Origin of the sequence: Pseudomonas sp. StFLB209 (assembly GCF_000829415.1) — a bacterium.
Classification (GTDB): Bacteria; Pseudomonadota; Gammaproteobacteria; order Pseudomonadales; family Pseudomonadaceae; genus Aquipseudomonas.
Map to the genome: position 1 here is coordinate 6,237,431 of NZ_AP014637.1, position 18,262 is coordinate 6,255,692.

The 18,262-nt window shown below is 62.7% G+C and carries 12 protein-coding genes; 10 read left to right on the forward strand and 2 right to left on the reverse strand.

Annotated features, from left to right (window positions below; translation table 11 throughout):
• Window positions 1–124 precede the first annotated feature (124 nt).
• Window positions 125–988: a universal stress protein gene (locus PSCI_RS27685; RefSeq protein WP_045493404.1), complete on the forward strand. Its 864-nt coding sequence runs from the start codon at window positions 125–127 to the stop codon at window positions 986–988.
• A 14-nt stretch (window positions 989–1,002) separates the two neighbouring features.
• Here PSCI_RS27685 and PSCI_RS27690 read toward each other — a convergent pair whose 3' ends face one another.
• The gene (locus PSCI_RS27690; RefSeq protein WP_045493407.1) at window positions 1,003–1,473 is read right to left on the reverse strand and encodes a DUF1289 domain-containing protein; all 471 of its coding nucleotides are present in this window, start codon (window positions 1,471–1,473) and stop codon (window positions 1,003–1,005) included.
• A 401-nt stretch (window positions 1,474–1,874) separates the two neighbouring features.
• Here PSCI_RS27690 and acnB point away from each other — a divergent pair, with 401 nt between their 5' ends.
• Window positions 1,875–4,484, forward strand: a complete 2,610-nt coding sequence (gene acnB, locus PSCI_RS27695; protein WP_045493410.1) for a bifunctional aconitate hydratase 2/2-methylisocitrate dehydratase — start codon at window positions 1,875–1,877, stop codon at window positions 4,482–4,484.
• A 340-nt stretch (window positions 4,485–4,824) separates the two neighbouring features.
• Here the strand turns inward: acnB and PSCI_RS27700 are convergent, their stop codons facing one another.
• Window positions 4,825–9,681 (reverse strand): NAD-glutamate dehydrogenase, encoded by a 4,857-nt coding sequence (locus PSCI_RS27700; protein ID WP_045493413.1) that lies wholly within the window; start codon window positions 9,679–9,681, stop codon window positions 4,825–4,827.
• A 360-nt stretch (window positions 9,682–10,041) separates the two neighbouring features.
• Here PSCI_RS27700 and PSCI_RS27705 point away from each other — a divergent pair, with 360 nt between their 5' ends.
• The 8 genes from PSCI_RS27705 to PSCI_RS27740 all read left to right on the forward strand — a co-directional run bounded on the left by PSCI_RS27705 (window position 10,042) and on the right by PSCI_RS27740 (window position 18,220).
• On the forward strand, window positions 10,042–10,404 hold the full coding sequence (locus PSCI_RS27705; RefSeq protein ID WP_045493416.1) for a hypothetical protein: 363 nt from the start codon (window positions 10,042–10,044) through the stop codon (window positions 10,402–10,404).
• Window positions 10,405–10,446: 42 nt separating this feature from the next.
• On the forward strand, window positions 10,447–11,205 hold the full coding sequence (locus PSCI_RS27710) for an amidohydrolase family protein (RefSeq protein ID WP_045493419.1): 759 nt from the start codon (window positions 10,447–10,449) through the stop codon (window positions 11,203–11,205).
• Window positions 11,206–11,402: 197 nt separating this feature from the next.
• Window positions 11,403–12,362 (forward strand): AAA family ATPase, encoded by a 960-nt coding sequence (locus tag PSCI_RS27715; RefSeq protein WP_045493422.1) that lies wholly within the window; start codon window positions 11,403–11,405, stop codon window positions 12,360–12,362.
• Between the two features lie 4 nt (window positions 12,363–12,366).
• Window positions 12,367–13,311, forward strand: a complete 945-nt coding sequence (locus tag PSCI_RS27720; protein WP_045493425.1) for a DUF58 domain-containing protein — start codon at window positions 12,367–12,369, stop codon at window positions 13,309–13,311.
• Window positions 13,308–13,802, forward strand: a complete 495-nt coding sequence (locus PSCI_RS27725; protein WP_045493428.1) for a DUF4381 domain-containing protein — start codon at window positions 13,308–13,310, stop codon at window positions 13,800–13,802. The genes PSCI_RS27720 and PSCI_RS27725 overlap by 4 nt, the downstream gene beginning before the upstream one ends.
• The gene (locus PSCI_RS27730) at window positions 13,795–14,859 is read left to right on the forward strand and encodes a vWA domain-containing protein (protein ID WP_045493431.1); all 1,065 of its coding nucleotides are present in this window, start codon (window positions 13,795–13,797) and stop codon (window positions 14,857–14,859) included. The genes PSCI_RS27725 and PSCI_RS27730 overlap by 8 nt, the downstream gene beginning before the upstream one ends.
• Window positions 14,856–16,571, forward strand: coding sequence for a VWA domain-containing protein (locus PSCI_RS27735; protein WP_045493434.1), 1,716 nt, complete (start codon window positions 14,856–14,858; stop codon window positions 16,569–16,571). Before PSCI_RS27730 ends, PSCI_RS27735 begins: the two co-directional genes overlap by 4 nt.
• Entirely contained in the window at window positions 16,568–18,220 is a 1,653-nt protein-coding gene (locus PSCI_RS27740; RefSeq protein WP_045493436.1) for a BatD family protein, read from the forward strand. Before PSCI_RS27735 ends, PSCI_RS27740 begins: the two co-directional genes overlap by 4 nt.
• Window positions 18,221–18,262: the final 42 nt, after the last annotated feature.

The following is an 18,262-nucleotide window of genomic DNA, read 5'->3' on the forward strand; positions in this document are numbered from 1 at the left end:
CGGGACAAAGCCGGGCATTATACGAGCGCCTGTTTCATGCACGCCAGCCCGCAGCCAGGTACAGGCGGACTATAGTCATGGCAGTGGTTGTGTTTGAACCGTCGTGAGTGAGGAGCAAAACCTCATGCAATCGATCCGTAGCATTCTGGTGGTGATCGACCCCGGGCGTCCCGATAACCTGGCACTCAACCGTGCCCGCCAGATTTCCGGGGTCACCCAGGCTCATCTGCACGTGCTGATCTGCGACAGCAAGCACCCGCATACCCAGCAGCTCAACGAGCTGATGCGCGACCTGCACGCCGAAGGGTTCACCGCCAGCGCCCAGCAGGACTGGCAAGGGTCGACCTACAAGACCATCATCAAGGCGCAACAGGCTGAAGGCTGCGGACTGGTGATCAAACGCCACTGGCCCGACAACCCGCTGAAAAAGGCCCTGCTCACCCCCGATGACTGGAAACTGCTGCGTTATTGCCCAAGCCCGGTGCTGATGGTCAAGAGTGAGCGCCCCTGGAGCGGCGCGGTGGTGCTGGCCGCCGTGGATGTCGGCAACGCAGACGAGCCACACAAAGCCCTGCACGAGTCGATTGTCGACCACGGTTACGCCATCGCCAGCCTGGCTAAAGGCGAGCTGCACGTCATCAGCTCATACCCGGCGCCATCCTTGTCAGCAGCCGACCCGGCCAATCAGGGCGACGGCAGCCTGCAAGCGCGCTACCGCGAACAATGCGTCGACTTTGAGCAGCGCTTCGACATTGCCGACGAACGGCTGCACATTACCGAAGGCCCTGCCGATGTGCAGATTCCGCATCTGGCGCATCGGCTCGGCGCCGCCGTGACGGTGATCGGCACCGTGGCCCGCACCGGCATTGCCGGCGCATTGATCGGTAACACCGCCGAGGTGGTACTCGATGCGCTGGAAAGTGATGTGCTGGTGCTCAAGACCGAAGCCATCGTCGAGCATCTGGAGGCGTTGCTGGTCCAGACCTGAGAGCATCAGAATAATCAGGCGCCGAGCGCGTCGCGCAGAAAAGACGGGGCGATGTAGCGCTCGTAATGAGCATCGGACAACAGAAAGAACTCGCGGTCGATGGCATCGCGCAGGTCAGGCAGGGTCCAGCAGCGGAACTCCGGCAACAGCACGAAACCGTAGGCCTCGACATTGGTGATGACCCGTGCACCGCGGGCAATCAGTTGATAGGCCCAACAGTATTCGGACTGATTGGCAACAAAGCGGATCTTGCGCTGGGTCAGTTGCCAGCGCAGCTTGTCAGCATCGAAGACTTCGAGCTTGGCGGTCATGACCTGGACCAGCAACTGCTCAAGACGCAGCCATACGGCGCGCTTCTCGGCTTCGCCGTAGCTGTTCCAATTGACGATCTCGTGATGAAAGCGCTTGCAGCCCCGGCATACCCGGTCACCGAACACGGTGGAGCAAAGGCCGACGCAGGGCGTCTTGATGATCTGATCGGGCATGACGGGCAACGACTGGTGGAACGAGCGGCCATGTTAGCCCTTTGTCTAACAGGGGTCACCCCTCAAGATGTAGGGCCTAACTTACACTGGGCGAAGTTTTGCCGTAGAATCACCGTGCCTTTTAAAGGCGCAATGTCCGTCGGAAGCTGTTTTCAAAGCGTCACGAGCACAGTCAAGTTTTCCCGCAGCCCGGTGTCGTCTGGCCATTCCCTCATCACGAATGGCCGCCCGACCGCCCCACCCAGCCGGTCTGCAGGCGTAAAACTTTGAAAACAGCTTCGTAAGGAATTGCCGTTACCCTTGGCCAAAGTGCTCAAAAAGCATCGGCGCGCAGGGTGCGGATGATTTCTGGATGAGCGTCCCGGACACCCCAAGATGGGACCACTGATGAGGGTAATACTGTGCTTGAAGCCTACCGTAAACACATCGAAGAGCGTGCCGCCCAAGGCATCGTGCCTCAGCCGCTTAACGCCGAACAAACCGCAGGCCTGGTCGAGCTGCTGAAGAATCCCCCGGCTGGCGAAGAAGAAGTCCTCGTTGACCTGCTCACCAACCGCGTTCCACCAGGCGTTGACGAAGCGGCCTACGTCAAAGCCGGTTTCCTGTCTGCCATCGTCAAGGGCGAAACCAGTTCCCCACTGATCGACCGCAAGCGTGCCACCGAACTGCTGGGCACCATGCAGGGCGGCTACAACATTGCCACCCTGGTCGACCTGCTGGATGATGCCGAACTGGGCGCAGTGGCTGCCGAGCAGCTCAAGTTCACCCTGCTGATGTTCGACGCCTTCCACGACGTATCCGAGAAAGCCAAGGCTGGCAACGCCCACGCCAAGGCCGTTCTTGAGTCCTGGGCGGCCGGTGAGTGGTTCACCAACAAGCCTGCCATCGCCGAGAAGTACAGCCTGGCGGTGTTCAAGGTTCCGGGCGAAACCAACACCGACGACCTGTCCCCTGCCCCGGACGCCTGGTCACGCCCTGACATCCCTCTGCACGCCCTGGCCATGCTGAAAATGGCCCGTGACGGCATCGAGCCTGAGCAACAAGGCGCCATCGGCCCACTCAAGCAGATCGAAGAAGTCAAAGCCAAAGGCTTCCCTGTCGCCTACGTCGGTGACGTGGTCGGTACCGGTTCGTCGCGTAAGTCGGCAACCAACTCGGTGCTGTGGTTCTTCGGTGACGACATCCCTTACGTGCCGAACAAGCGCGCTGGCGGTTTCTGCTTCGGCACCAAGATCGCTCCGATCTTCTACAACACCATGGAAGACGCCGGCGCTCTGCCAATCGAATTCGATTGCACCGACCTGGCCATGGGCGACGTCATCGACGTTTACCCATACAAAGGTGAAGTGCGCCGTCACGGCAGCGACGAGCTGGTGACCACCTTCGAACTGAAAACCCCTGTGCTGCTGGACGAAGTCCGCGCCGGTGGTCGTATTCCGCTGATCGTTGGCCGTGGCCTGACCGAAAAAGCCCGCGCCGAACTGGGCCTGGGTCCAACCGACCTGTTCAAGCTGCCGGAAGCGCCGGTCGACACTGGCAAGGGCTTCACCCTGGCGCAGAAAATGGTCGGCAAGGCCTGTGGTCTGCCAGAAGGCAAAGGCGTACGTCCTGGCACCTACTGCGAACCGAAGATGACCACCGTCGGTTCCCAGGACACCACTGGCCCGATGACCCGCGACGAGCTCAAAGACCTGGCGTGCCTGGGCTTCTCCGCCGACCTGGTCATGCAGTCGTTCTGCCACACCGCGGCTTATCCGAAGCCGATCGACGTCACCACCCACCACACCCTGCCGGATTTCATCCGCACCCGTGGCGGCGTGTCCCTGCGTCCTGGCGACGGCATCATCCACAGCTGGCTGAACCGCATGCTGCTGCCTGACACCGTCGGCACCGGCGGTGACTCGCACACCCGCTTCCCGATCGGCATCTCGTTCCCGGCCGGTTCCGGCCTGGTCGCCTTCGCCGCTGCCACCGGCGTCATGCCGCTGGACATGCCTGAGTCGGTTCTGGTGCGCTTCAAGGGCAAACTGCAACCGGGCATCACCCTGCGTGACCTGGTACACGCCATCCCTTACTACGCGATCCAGAAGGGCCTGCTGACCGTCGAGAAGAAAGGCAAGAAGAACATCTTCTCCGGCCGCATCCTCGAAATCGAAGGCCTGGACGAGCTGACTGTCGAGCAGGCATTCGAACTGTCCGACGCCTCGGCCGAACGTTCGGCTGCCGGTTGCTCGATCAAGCTGCCTGAGAAGCCGATCGCCGAATACCTGCAATCCAACGTCACCCTGCTGCGCTGGATGATCAGCGAAGGCTACGGTGACCCACGTACCCTGGAGCGCCGTGCCCAGGCGATGGAAGCGTGGATTGCCAATCCTGTGCTGCTGGCGGCTGACCCGGACGCCGAGTACGCCGAGATCATCGAAATCGACCTGGCCGACGTCAAAGAGCCTGTCCTCTGCGCGCCGAACGACCCGGACGATGCCCGCCTGCTGTCTTCGGTACAGGGCGAGAAGATCGACGAAGTGTTCATCGGTTCGTGCATGACCAACATCGGCCACTTCCGCGCTGCCGGCAAGCTGCTCGAGAAGGTCAAGGGTGGCATTCCTACCCGTCTGTGGCTGTCGCCGCCGACCAAGATGGACGCTCACCAACTGACCGAAGAAGGCTACTACGGCATCTACGGCAAGGCCGGTGCACGCATGGAAATGCCAGGCTGCTCGCTGTGCATGGGTAACCAGGCACGGGTACAGACCGGCTCGACCGTGGTTTCCACCTCGACCCGTAACTTCCCGAACCGTCTGGGCGATGCGACCAACGTGTATCTGTCCTCGGCCGAACTGGCTGCGGTCGCTTCGATTCTCGGCAAGCTGCCGACCGTCGAGGAGTACATGACCTACGCGAAAGACATCGACAGCATGTCTGCCGACGTTTACCGCTACCTGAGCTTCGACCAGATCGCCGAGTTCCGTGAAGCGGCGGCAAGCGCCAACATTCCGGTTGTTCAGGCTTGATGGTGTAAACCTGCGTTAAAAAGAAACCCCGCCTTGTGCGGGGTTTTTTTATGCTCTTTTATTGCGGACGACCGCGTAACTCAGTATGAGCGGCTTTAGCCGCGAATTGGTTTTTAGACCCCTGGAAAATCCTTCATCGCGGTGGCTGAGCTGCAGGTTTCGCCCTGCGGGCGAACTTCCCTCCGTCCGGCACCCAAGTCGCGATTGGCGTCGTCTGTGCCATCTCGATTCGAAGAGCAAAAGTAACGGGCATAGCAAATTTCGCTTTCCGCTTGCAGCTTGCAGCTGGCAGCCAAAAAAAACGCCTCTCACGAGGCGTTTTTTTCATCACATCAACTCATCAAACCGTACTGCCCTGCCCGCTCAGGGCCAGGTCCAGCAGCTCGCGGTTGGCAACCGCGTACATGGCGTAGTCGGTGCCGCTGGCGGCACGCAGTTCGACCAGCATGGCGCGCCAGCGCTCGACCATTGCCGCGTGCTGTTCCAGCCACAACGCCAGGCGTTCTTCGATATCCTCCGGCGCCTCCTGCATCTGCAGAACCGAGATAGTGATCGCCCGTTGCTGCCAGTCGATATCATCACGGAACGCTTCGCGAGCCAGTGCCTGCCAGTTGTTTTCCACTGGCAGGTTGCTGATTTGCTGCAAGTACCAGGTGATTTCCAGGGCGCTGCCCACGGCGAAGAAGGTCTTGGCGACGTCAGCGGCGTTGTGGCCGGTCACGTCAGAGGCTTCGATGATCGGCAGCAGGGTATACAGGTGGGTAGTACCTGCCACCATCCGCGCCAGCAGCTCAGGTACGCCTGACTCGACGTAAGCCTCGTAGCGTTCCTGCCAGACCGAACGGGTGCGACCTTCGAGCAGCTCGTCGAGCTTCAGGCCCAGGGCCGCGATGTGCGGACCGAAGTGCGCAACGTCACGACCGGCATCCAGTTCATTGCGACGGCTGCGCAGGAACCAGCGCGTGGCACGACGCCCCAGACGCATCAGTTCATCCATCAGGGTCAGCTGGATCTCGGCCGGAACCTTGTAGTCCAGCGCCTCGATCTGCCGGAACCAGTGCGGCAGGTGGAAGATGTCACGCACGATGACATAGGCACCGGCGACCGCCGCCGCGCTCATGCCGGTGGACTCCTTCAGACGCTGTACGAAGGTGATGCCCATGTGGTTGACCAGATCGTTGGCGATCTGGGTGCTGACGATCTCGCGCTTGAGCCGGTGGCCGCGCATCGCTGCCGAGTAATCAGCACCCAGCGACGACGGGAACGCAGTTTCCATATCCCGGGCCAGGTAGTCATCATCGGGCACACGGGACTCAAGCAGCGCTTCCTTGAGGTCGATCTTGCTGTAGGAGATCAGCACCGACAGCTCGGCACGGGTCAGGCCATGACCACTGGCAACCCGTTCGGCGATCTGCTCTTCGGATGGCAGGAACTCAATGACCCGGTCCAGCTTGCCGCGCGCTTCGAGATCGTTCATCAGGCGCTTGTATTCGGCAATCCGGTCGTAAGCCCGACGCGCCGCCAGCGACAGTGCCTGGGTCTGCTTGTAGTTGTTGCCCAACACCAGATGACCCACTTCGTCGGTCATGCTTTCGAGCAGCTGGTTGCGCTGCTTCTGGGTCATGTCGCCGGCCTGGACCACTTCGTTGATCAGGATCTTGATGTTCACTTCGTGGTCGGAACAGTCCACACCACCGGCGTTATCGATGAAGTCGGTGTTGGTGGCGCCGCCATGCAGGCCGAACTCGACCCGGCCGAGCTGGGTCATGCCCAGGTTGCCACCCTCGCCCACCACCTTGCAGCGCAGCTCATCACCATTGACCCGCAGCGCATCGTTGGCCTTGTCGCCAACATCGGCGTGGCTTTCTTCACTGGATTTGACGTAGGTGCCGATGCCGCCGTTCCACAGCAGGTCGACCGGCGCCTTGAGCAAAGCGTGCATCAGCTCGGTCGGCGTCAGCTTGTCAGCCTTGATATCGAAGCGTTCTTTCATCTGCTCGGAGATCGCAATGCTCTTGGCGCTGCGCGGGAAGATGCCGCCACCGGCAGAGATCAGGCTGGCATCGTAATCGGTCCACGCCGAACGCGGCAGGTCGAACAACCGCTGACGCTCGGCGAAGCTGCTGGCCGGCTCCGGATTGGGGTCGATGAAGATATGCAGGTGGTTGAAGGCCGCGACCAGCTTGAGTTTGTCAGACATCAGCAAGCCGTTGCCGAACACGTCGCCAGCCATGTCACCGATGCCGATCACGGTGATGCTGTCTTGCTGGACGTTGATGTCACGCTCACGGAAGTGGCGCTGGACACCCACCCAGGCACCCTTGGCGGTGATGCCCATTTTCTTGTGGTCGTAACCTGCCGAACCACCCGACGCGAAAGCGTCACCGAGCCAGAAGCCGTAGTCGATGGCGATGCCGTTGGCGATGTCGGAGAACGTCGCGGTGCCCTTGTCGGCCGCCACCACCAGGTACGGATCGTCATCATCGTGACGCACCACATTGGTCGGCGGCACCAGCACACCTTCCTTGAGGTTGTCGGTGATGTCCAGCAGGCCGGAAATGAAAATCCGGTAGCAGGCAATCGCCTCGGCCTGGACTTCATCACGACCACCGGAAGTCGGCAGCCGACGCGGTACGAAGCCGCCCTTGGCCCCGACCGGCACGATCACCGAGTTCTTCACCTGCTGGGCTTTTACCAGGCCCAGCACTTCAGTGCGGAAGTCTTCTTCGCGGTCCGACCAGCGCAGGCCGCCACGCGCCACGTTGCCGAAGCGCAGATGCACACCTTCGACACGCGGCGAGTAAACGAAGATCTCAAACTTCGGCACCGGCTTGGGCAGCTCGGGGATCAGGCGCGGGTTGAACTTGAAGCTGAAGTAGCCCTTGTTCTGACCATTGGCGTCGGTCTGGTAGAAGTTGGTACGCAGCGTGGCCTTGATCAGGTCCAGGTAACGACGCAGGATCCGGTCTTCGTTGAGGACCTGAACATCATCGAGCGCGGTGAGAATCGCCTGCTCCAGGCGCAGTTGCTTGTCGTCCAGATCGTCCGAGCCCAGCTTGCGCGCCAGGTAGAAGCGGGTCTTGAACAACCGGGTCAGTTCACGGGCGATATCGGTGTGGTTGTTCAGGGTGCTGGCGATATAACCCAGGTCGAAGCCCAGGCGGATCTGTTTCAGGTAGCGGGCATAGGCCCGCAGCAGCGCCACATCGCGCCATGGCAGGCCGGCCGTCAGCACCAGGCGGTTGAACGCATCGTTCTCGGCGTCGCCGCGCACGATATGCACGAAGGCATCCTGCAACACGTCGTTAAGCTGCTGGATATCCAGGTCCAGACCTTCAGCGTAAGTGAACGCGAAGTCATGAATCCAGAATTCACGGCCATCGACATGCTGCAAACGATAAGGGAACTCGCCCAGCACCCGCAGGCCGAGGTTCTCCAGGATCGGCAGGACATCGGACAGCGCCAGCGGGGTATCGGCGTGGTACAGCTTGCAATGCAATTGCTGACGACGCCCGGCCAGTGGCTGATAGAAACTCATCACCAGCGGATTGTCTTGCGACAGGCTCAGCACATGCTGCATGTCGACCACTGCCGAATGCGCGGCAAAGCGCTCGCGATAGCCGGCGGGGAAGCCTTTCGGGAAGTCTTCCAGAACGTTGGTGCCGTGGGCCTCGCCGAAGCTCTCGATGACCAGGCTGGCATAATCGTCTTTCCACGAGCGACAGGCCTGGATGACTTCGTTTTCCAGTTGGACCGGGTCGATATCCAGCGTGACTTTCGGGTCAACCCGCAGGATCAGTTGCACGCGGGCCAGGACCGACTCGGAGAAGAACGTCCAGAACTCGCAATCGCTGGCCTTCAAGCGCTCCATGAGCACTTGCTGGATCTTCTGCCGCACCTCGGTGGAATACACGTCACGCGGCACGTAGGCCAGGCAGTAGCAGAAACGCCCGTACGGGTCCTTGCGCAGGAACACCCGAATCTTGTTGCGCTCCTGGATCTGGACGATCGACATCACGGTGCCGAACAGTTCGTCCACCGGGGTCTGGAACAGGTCGTCACGCGGCAACACTTCGATGACCTGGGCCAGCTCCTTGCCCAGGTGCGCCTTGGCGTCGAAGCCGGAGCGACGCTCGACTTCCGCGACCTTGCGGCGAATGTAAGGAATACGATGCACGTTCTCGCCATACACCGACGAGGTGTACAGGCCCATGAAACGGCATTCCTTGACCACGCTGCCCGAGGCATCGATCAGGCGGATCGACACGTAGTCCGGGTAAGCCGGACGGTGCACCCGGCTGGGCAGCGCGGCCTTGGCGAACGACAGCAGGGTCGGCTCCTGCAGGTATTTCACCGCATAGTCTTCGATATGCAGGTCCTCGTCACTGAGCCCGGCACGCAGCAAACGGGTCAGGCCCAGCAGGGACGAGGGGTCGTATTCGATGTGACCGCCATCGGCTTCACTGCGCACCGTGAACTCTTCATAGCCCAGGAAAGTGAAGTGGTTGTCCACCAGCCACTGCAGGAACACCTTGACCTCGGCTTTCTCCTCGGGGTCGATGGCATATTGGCTGGCATCAATGGCCGCCAGTACATCGTTGACCCGGGCCTTCATCGGCTCGAAGTCTTCAACCGCCACCCGCACCTCGCCCAGCACCTGTTCCAGCTCACGGGCCAGGGCACTCAACTCGCTGGCATTGGAGCAGCGGTCGATTTCCAGGTACATCAGCGACTCTTGCAGCACGCCCTCGCCGCTGGTGCCTTTGGGCAGCAGTTCGAGCAGTTCGCCCTGGGGACCACGGCGTACGCTCAGAACAGTGGTCTGCAAGGTATGGATGCTGTAGCTGCGGCGATTGAGCTCGGTGCGTACCGAGTCGACCAGGAACGGCAGGTCGTGATGCAGCACTTCGACCACGGTATGGGTCGACTGCCAGCCATGGCGCTCGTAGTCAGGGTTGTAGACGCGTACTTGCGGAGTATCGTGTTCGAAGCGTTCCAGCAGTCGCCAGGCCGACAGCGTACAACCGGCCAGATCGGACAGGCGGCGCTGAGTCAGTTCATCCAGAGAAATGATGCCGAAAAATTGCTCGGCGAACAGGGCCACTTGTGGCAAGGCCTGATCGCTGATGTGCTGCGCCAGGGCCGCTTGCAGTTGATGCTGGAAGTCGGCCTTGCTGGCTGCGGTGAAGAACGCCATCGATGATACTCCGCTTTGGCTTTTTTAGAGGGCTGAGCAGCTTGTCGTGATCCGGTCGTCGACAGGATCGAGTGTAGAGCGAAATAGACACAACCTCGGGCAACGACACAATCGGTTGCCCATTTCCGGAAGTACGTCAGAAAAAGCCACGAACCGGCAACACGCCAGCACACAACCGTTCATCGCCTTTTTCCAGCTTAACGACAGCAGCGCGGCAACGGCTTACAGGGCTGCGACATATTCGGTCATCGACCAACAGGTACGATAACCACCCGACCGGCGCCAACCCGCCGCACCAGCAAAGTTCATCAGGTGCTGGCACAATTGCGCCCCGCCAGTAGCCCGGACCAGGAATCTCACATGCTGATCAACACCCTCTGCCTCATTGCCAATCCCTGCGACGACGAATACGACGACATGGCCATGCTCTGCTGCCACGGCGATAATGGCGATCTGTTTTCGCTGGGCCGCTTCCCGGATGAGGATCAGGTCGAGATCCGCATAGGCGACGATAAAAGCCTGGAAGTCAGCAGCCTGAAGATCACCCTTGAAACCGCTCGACTGCTGATCGAGCTTGAGCCAGCCGATGCGGCGCGCCTTGAAGGCCATGGGCACTATGAAATCCACTACGACAGTCAGGTCAGTGACCTGGCCGAAATCGACCAGACCCTGCGCATTATTCTGAGCAACAATGTCGGTACATATGTCAGCCAGATCAGCTGAGCTGAGCGGGTAAAGTCATGCGCCATCGCCCAGGAGGCCGCCATGACCACGCCACGTTTCGACGCTCATTGCCATATTTTCAACCCGCGCTATTCGCTCAAGGTCTGTAACCGGCCGGTGCCCGGCCCCTTCACCGTCGCCGACTACCAGGCCAGTGTCGCGCCACTGGGGTTTACCGGTGGTGCGGTAATTTCCAGCACCGCCCAAGGCTTTCACCAGGGCCACCTGCTTGACGCGCTGCGCTGGCTGGGTCCTGGCTACGTCGGGGTCACCCGCCTGCCAGCCACGGTCGCCGACGCCGAACTCGACACCTTGAACGGCTTCGGGGTACGCGGCCTGCGCCTGGCGCTTAAAACCGGCGAGCCGCTATTGCAGGAGCAGATCCTGGCGATGGGGCGGCGGGTACACCGCCATGTGGGCTGGCATGTCGAGCTGGCGGTGGACGCCCGCGAACTGGCCGACCTTGAAGACTGCCTGTCGCAGCTGCCAGCGCTGTGCCTGGACCACCGGGTACTGAGCCGCAACGGTCTGCCGACCCTGCTGCGCCTTGCCGAACAGGGCGCGCACGTCAAGATCTGCGGCATGAGCGGCTTCAATGCCACCTCCGTCGGGATGCTCAAGGACATCCATGCAGCCAACCCCAGCGCGCTGATGCTCGGCACCGGCCTGCCGTTGATCAACGCAACACCGGACGCCCTGCTGCGCGACCTTGAAATGCTCTTCGAGACCCTCGGCGACTCGGCAGCCCAGCGCGTGCTATGGAACAACGCGGCCAGTTTCTATCGACTGCAAACCAGTTGAGGCGGTAGCCGCCGAAAAATACCCGCCGCCATTAGTCGTCAGGGGTCCGGATAGATTAAAGTAGCGCCCCCAGCCCAGGGTTCTGTTTTGCAGGCCGACTCCCGGTATCCGGTTCACCGGACTACTTGCATGGCCTGACTCGCGACACTCGGGGCCGCCATTGCACAGCGGTACCACCTTGCCAGGAACCATCATCGATGGAACATCGTGAAGCGCTGATTGCGCTGCGCAGCTTTCTTTCAACCCAGATCCTCGGTCAGGAAAAGCTGGTCGACCGGCTGCTGATCGCTCTGCTCGCCGATGGCCACATGCTGGTCGAGGGTGCGCCGGGGCTGGCCAAGACCAAGGCCATCAAAGAACTGGCCGAAGGGGTCGAAGCCCAGTTTCATCGTATCCAGTTCACCCCTGACCTGCTGCCGGCGGACATCACCGGCACCGAAATCTACCGCCCTGAAACCGGCAGCTTCGTGTTCCAGCAGGGGCCGATCTTCCATAACCTGGTGTTGGCCGACGAAATCAACCGCGCCCCGGCCAAGGTCCAGTCAGCCCTGCTCGAAGCCATGGCTGAGCGTCAAGTCAGTGTCGGGCGCAGCACCTACGACCTGTCGCCGCTGTTTCTGGTCATGGCCACCCAGAACCCTATCGAGCAGGAAGGCACTTACCCGCTGCCTGAGGCCCAGCTCGACCGTTTTCTGATGCACGTCAAGATCGGCTTCCCGGACGCCGCCGTAGAACGCAAGATTCTCCAGCAGGCACGCGGCGAGGCCTTGAACGGTGAAACCAAGCCGGAGCGGCGGGTCAGCCAGCAAGCGATCTTTGCCGCACGCAAGGAAATCCTCGGCTTGTACATGGCCGATGCCGTGGAGGAGTACCTGGTGCAATTGGTAATGGCCACCCGCACGCCCGCCAAGTTCGACCCGGAACTGGCCGAGTGGATCGGCTACGGCGCCAGCCCGCGCGGCTCGATTGCCCTGGACCGCTGCGCACGGGCGCACGCGTGGCTGGCCGGGCGCGACTTTGTCAGCCCCGAAGACATCCAGGCGGTGCTGTTTGACGTGTTGCGTCACCGCATCATCCTGTCGTTCGAAGCCGAAGCGGCCGGTATCGATCAGGACCGGGTGACCCAGCGCATCCTCGACGTCGTCGCCGTCGCCTGACGCCATGCCAGCAGACCTGATTTCTCAACCGGGCATCCGGGTCAGCCTGCGCGAACTGATCGAGATGCGCCATCGCGTTCGTGAGGTGCAGCTGTTCTCCACGCCAAACCGGCGCAGCCCGCTGATCGGCCTGCACCACTCGAAGCTGCGCGGGCGCGGCGTGGACTTCGATCAGGTGCGGGTCTACCAGGCCGGCGACGATGTGCGCAACATCGACTGGCGAGTCACCGCCCGCACCCAGGAACCACATACCAAGCTGTTTCACGAAGAGCGTGAACGGCCGATTTTCATCATGGTCGAGCAAAGCCGCCGGCTGTTCTTCGGCTCAGGGCTGACCTTCAAATCGGTGCTGGCGGCGCAAGCGGCCGCCTTGATCGGCTGGGCCGCCCTGGAACACAACGACCGGGTGGGCGGCCTGGTGTTCGGTGACCGGGAACACTACGAAATCAAACCGCGACGCAGCAAGCAGAGCCTGCTGCAACTGCTCAATCGGCTGGTGCGGGTCAACCAGTCGCTGCACACCGAAATCGCCGCCGATCGCGATGCCTTCGGTACCGCATTGCGCCGCGCCCGCGAAGTGCTACGCCCCGGCAGCCTGGTGATCGTGCTGTGTGACGAGCGCGCGCTCAGCGATGCGGCCGAGCAGCAGCTGAGTCTGTTGTCACGACATTGCGACCTGCTCCTGCTGCCGCTCTCCGACCCGCTGGACCGCGCCCTGCCCGCCGCCGGCCTGCTGCGCTTTGCCGAACGAGGCGCCGAGCTCGAGCTCGATACCTTGAATGTCGAACTGCGCAAAAACTACCGGGCGCTGGGCGAAGCCCGCTGCGCACGCTGGGAACGTCTGGCGCAAAAGCTGCGGGTGTTGCTGATGCCCTTGAGTACCCAGATCGAACTGGTCGAGCAGTTGCGTGAGTTCCTCAAGGCCCAGCGCCCGGTGAAGCAGCCATGAGCCTACTGGACCAGCTACAGCCATTGATCGCACCTGCGCCGCCGGGGCTGTGGCCGCCCGCGCCGGGCTGGTGGCTGCTGATCGCCCTGTTGCCCTTGGCCGGCTGGGGATTATGGCGATCCTACCGGCTGCTGCGGGCGCGTAACCCGTTGCCACGCGCCGAGCAACCGCTGGACCCGGTACGGGTGGCGGCACTCGCAGAACTGGCCAGCCTGGCCAAGCCCTATGACGGTGCGCCGGCCGGTGCCTGGCTGCAGCAAATCAACGGTTTGCTCAAACGCCTGTGTCGCAACCACTATCCGTACAGCCAGAGCCACACCCTCAATGGCCGTAAATGGCTGGCGTTTCTCGACAACCGTTGCCCGGCCGCAGGCCTGACGCGCTGGATGGTGTTGGTCGAAGGCGCCTACAAACCCGAATGCAAACTGGACGATAAAGCGATCAACGGCCTGACCCAGTCGGTCGAAACCTGGATCCGCAAACATGTTTGAGTTCGCCTGGCCGTGGATCTTCGCCCTGCTGCCGCTGCCTTGGCTGATGCGCTGGCTGCTGCCGGTGGCCGACAACGGCGAGGCGGCGCTCAAGGTCAGCTTCATCAGTGAACTCGAAGGCCTCAAAGGCCGCCGCGCCAGAGCCAACCTGCCCGCCTGGCGGCAACGCGGCCCGTTGCTGGTGATCTGGCTGTTGCTGTTGCTGGCCAGTGCCCGCCCGCAATGGCTCGGCGAGCCCTTGCCGATTGCCGCCAGCGGCCGGGACCTGCTGGTCGCGGTGGATGTCTCTGGCTCCATGGACTACCCCGACATGCAATGGCAGGGTGAAGAGCTCAGCCGTCTGGCCCTGGTGCAGCAGATGCTCGGCGACTTTCTTGAACACCGTGAAGGCGACCGGGTCGGCCTGATCCTGTTTGGCAGCCAGGCTTATGTGCAGGCCCCCCTGACCTTCGACCGGCGAACCGTGCGGGTCTGGCTGGACGAAGCGCGGATCGGCATTGCCGGCAAGAACACCGCCATCGGTGATGCCATTGGCCTGGCCTTGAAACGCCTGCGCCAACGGCCGGCCGAAAGCCGGGTACTGATTCTGGTCACTGATGGCGCCAACAATGGCGGGCAGATCGACCCGGTGACCGCTGCCCGACTGGCGGCCGATGAGGGGGTGAAGATCTACCCGATCGGCATCGGTGCGGACCCGGACAGCACCGGCATCCAGAGCCTTTTGGGCCTCAACCCGAGCCTGGACCTCGACGAGCCGACACTCAAGCGTATCGCCGAGCTCAGCGGCGGCGAGTATTTCCGTGCCCGCGACGGCGACCAACTGGAGAACATCCGCAGCATCCTCGATGCTCTGGAGCCGGTCGCCCAGCAACCGACCCAGGCCCGCCCGGCCCTGCCGCTCTATTCCTGGCCACTGGCGCTGGCGCTGCTGCTCAGTGTGCTATGGGTGATTGTCGAGCTCTGGCCTGACAACGCACTGGAGCGCCTGCGCCAGGCCGCAGTCGAGCGACTGAACGCCCTGCGCCAGCGCCTTAAAAAGACCGGAGCCCGCAAATGAGCGCATTCTGGCCTTACTGGCTGCGCCCGCTGTGGCTGCTGGTCATCCCCTTGCTGGTCTGGTTGCTGTACAAGCTCTGGCACCGCCAGAAACGCGCCGGGCGCTGGCAGCTGCTGATACCGCCCGCGTTTCACGCAGCACTGCTCAACGGCGGTAACGGCCGGGGCAGCAAACAACCCTGGGTGGTGCTGGGTCTGGCCTGGCTGCTTGCCGTACTGGCCCTGATCGGTCCCAGTTGGCAACGCATCGAACAACATGGTCAGAAGCCGGTTGATCCATTGGTGGTGGTGCTTGAGCTCACCCCGCAGATGCTCGCCACCGACACCCCGCCCAGCCGTCTGGAGCAGGCCCGGCGAAAACTGCGCGACCTGTTGCAGGCGCGCAGCGATACCCAGACCGCGGTCGTCGTGTACGCCGGCAGCGCCCACACGCTGGTGCCACTGTCTGACGACCTGGCCACCAGCTACAACCTGATCGACGCCATCAAGCCGTCGATCATGCCGGCCGCCGGGCAGCGCGCCGACCTGGCGCTGGGCAAGGCTCTGGAGCTGCTGCGCCAAGCCGACCTGGGCCAGGGCCGGGTGCTGCTGATGACCTCTGCACTCAATGAACAGGAACGTCAGGGCATCCGCCAGCGGCTGGGCAACCAGAGCCCGTCGCTGAGCATCCTTGGCCTGGGCAGCAATGATGGCGTACCGGTGACCCAGGAGAATGGCGGTCTGTTACGCGATGAACACGGCGCGATCATGGTCGCCCGGCTCGACAGTCAGGGGCTCGCTGATTTCGCAGCACAGGTCGGGGGCAACTACCGTCAGGCGCGTCCTGGCCTTGACGATCTGCGCAGCCTGGGTCTGCTCGACAGCCCGCAGCAAATCAATCGCGATGGCCGCGTTCTGCGCCTGGACAGCCGCGCTGACCAAGGCTATTGGCTGCTCCTGCCACTGCTACTGCTGGCCGCCTGCGCGGCACGCCGGGGCTGGCTGTTCGTGCTGGCCCTGCTGTGTGTGCTGCCGCACAACGCCATGGCGTTTGAATTCCAGGACTTGTGGTTGCGCGCCGATCAACAGGGTCAGCGGCTGATGCAAAAAAAGCGCCCTGGCGAAGCAGCGCAACGCTTCACTGACCCGCGCTGGAAAGGCACGGCGCTCTACGCAGCCGGCGACTACGCCGCTGCGGCGCAACAATTTGCCGGCGGTGATACGCCCGCCGACCACTACAATCGTGGTAATGCCCTGGCCATGAGCGGTGAGCTGGAAGCGGCGCTGGATGCCTATGAGCAGGCGCTGGAGCGCCAGCCTGACTTTCCTGCCGCACAGTTCAACCTGAGCCTTGTCCAACAGGCTCTGGATCAACTGCAACCCGCTGCAACCGACGAGCCGCAGCAGCCGCCAAGCGAAGAACAGGCGTCACCGGACGAAGCGGCTGACAGCGCTCAGCAGGCTGACACCAGCCAGCAACAAAGCCAGGCCCAGCACAGCGAACAAGACGAGCCACCGAGCCAGACCCGCGACGCGAGTAACATGAACTCAAGCGATGCCATCGACGAAGCCGACAACACCACTCGCCCGCCCGTGGCCCTGCCCGACGAGCCGTTCGATGGCGAGCGGCGCCAGTCGCTGGAGCACTGGCTCCGGCAGATCCCCGATGATCCGGGCGAACTGCTGCGACGCAAATTCCGTTATGAGCAGCAACATCAGGAAACCAGCCGATGAGCCGCGCCCCCCTTTTGTTGTCCGGCCTTCTGCTGTGGATGACCGCACTGTGTAGCCAGGCCGCCGAACTCACCGCGCAGGTCGACCGCACCCGGCTGGTCGCCGGTGAGACGGTCGAGCTGACCCTGGAAACCAACGACGTCACCCAGTTCGGCAAACCTGACCTGAGCGTGCTGGACGAAGCCTTCGAAGTGCGTGACACCCGCCAGGTCAACAGCCTGACCACCCTGGACGGCAACAGCCAGGCCAATACCCGCTGGCTGATCACCCTGTTGCCACGCCACACCGGCAGCGTCGAGATACCACCGGTGCAACTGGGCCAATCACGCACCCAACCGGTCTTGCTGCAGGTATTGCCCGGCGATGCCCAAGAACCGGGCAGCGAGCTGGCACCGGTGTTCATCGAGGCCAGCCTCGACCAGGACAGCGTCTATGTACAGGCCCAGGCGGTGCTGACCCTGCGTATCTATCACTCGGTGTCACTGTTCGACGACAGCAGCCTGAGCCCGCTGCAACTGCCCGAAGCCCGTATCGAGAAACTCGGTGACTCACGAACCTACGAGAAACTCATCAACGGTATCCGCCACGGGGTGATCGAGACCCGCTACGCCATCTATCCGCAACAAAGCGGGCTGCTGAAGATTCCGGCGCTGGTGTTCAGCGCCACCCAGGCCCAGAGCCCCTCGGCGGCCAGCCCCGGCCAGCAACAGGCGCCTAACCCCTATGGGCCGCAACCGGGCAAGGCCCTGCAGGTCAGCTCGGCGGAAATCAGCCTCAAGGTCAAGGCGCGCCCGGAGTTGTGGCCGGCCGATAAGCCATGGCTGCCGGCCAGCAGCGTGAATCTCGAAGAAAGCTGGAACCCGGACACCACCACCGTCCAGGCCGGGGATTCACTGACCCGGACCTTGACCCTCAAGGTCGAGGGCCTGTCGGCTTCGCAATTGCCGCCCCTGCAGATCCCCGACTTGCCAGGCGTACGCCGCTATCCGGACCAGCCACAACTGACCAATCAGCCAGGTGAGCGTGGCCTGACTGGCAGCCGCAAAGAAAGCGAAGCGCTGGTACCGGGCCGGGCCGCCAGCCTGGAACTGCCGGCAGTGGAAGTCACCTGGTGGAACACCCGCGAAGACCATATCGAACACACCAGCCTGCCGGCGCGTACCTTGCAGGTCAGCGTCAACCCGGGGCTGGCAGTCGACACCCCGGTATCCGGTGAGCACGGGCTGTCGCCATGGCTATGGATCTGGCAACTGAGCACGCTGTTTTTCGCCTGCACAACCCTGCTGGGCCTGTGGCTCTGGTGGCGGGCCCGCGGCCTGCCGGCGGTGGCGCGCGCCGCGCAGACCGGTCCCAGCCCGCGCACGGTGCTCGATGACCTCAGGCGTGCCTGCCTGGCCAACGACCCGCAAAGTACCCGCCAGGCGCTCGACGCCTGGGCCCGTCAACAGCCCGAAACCCTGGCCGACATGGCCGCGCGCTTTGTGCCGCTGTCCGATGCGCTGGACGGTCTGAACGGGGCGCTGTACAGCGAAGCCGGGCCGTTCTGGCTCGGTGAAGAGTTGTGGCGGGCGATCCGCAGCCTGCCGACGGTAGAGCCCATACAAGACAGCTCGGCAGACGCCGGGCTGCCACCGCTGTATCCGAAATGAATTCACGGCCTTGCAGGAGCGCTGCCCGGCGGGTCCTGCGCG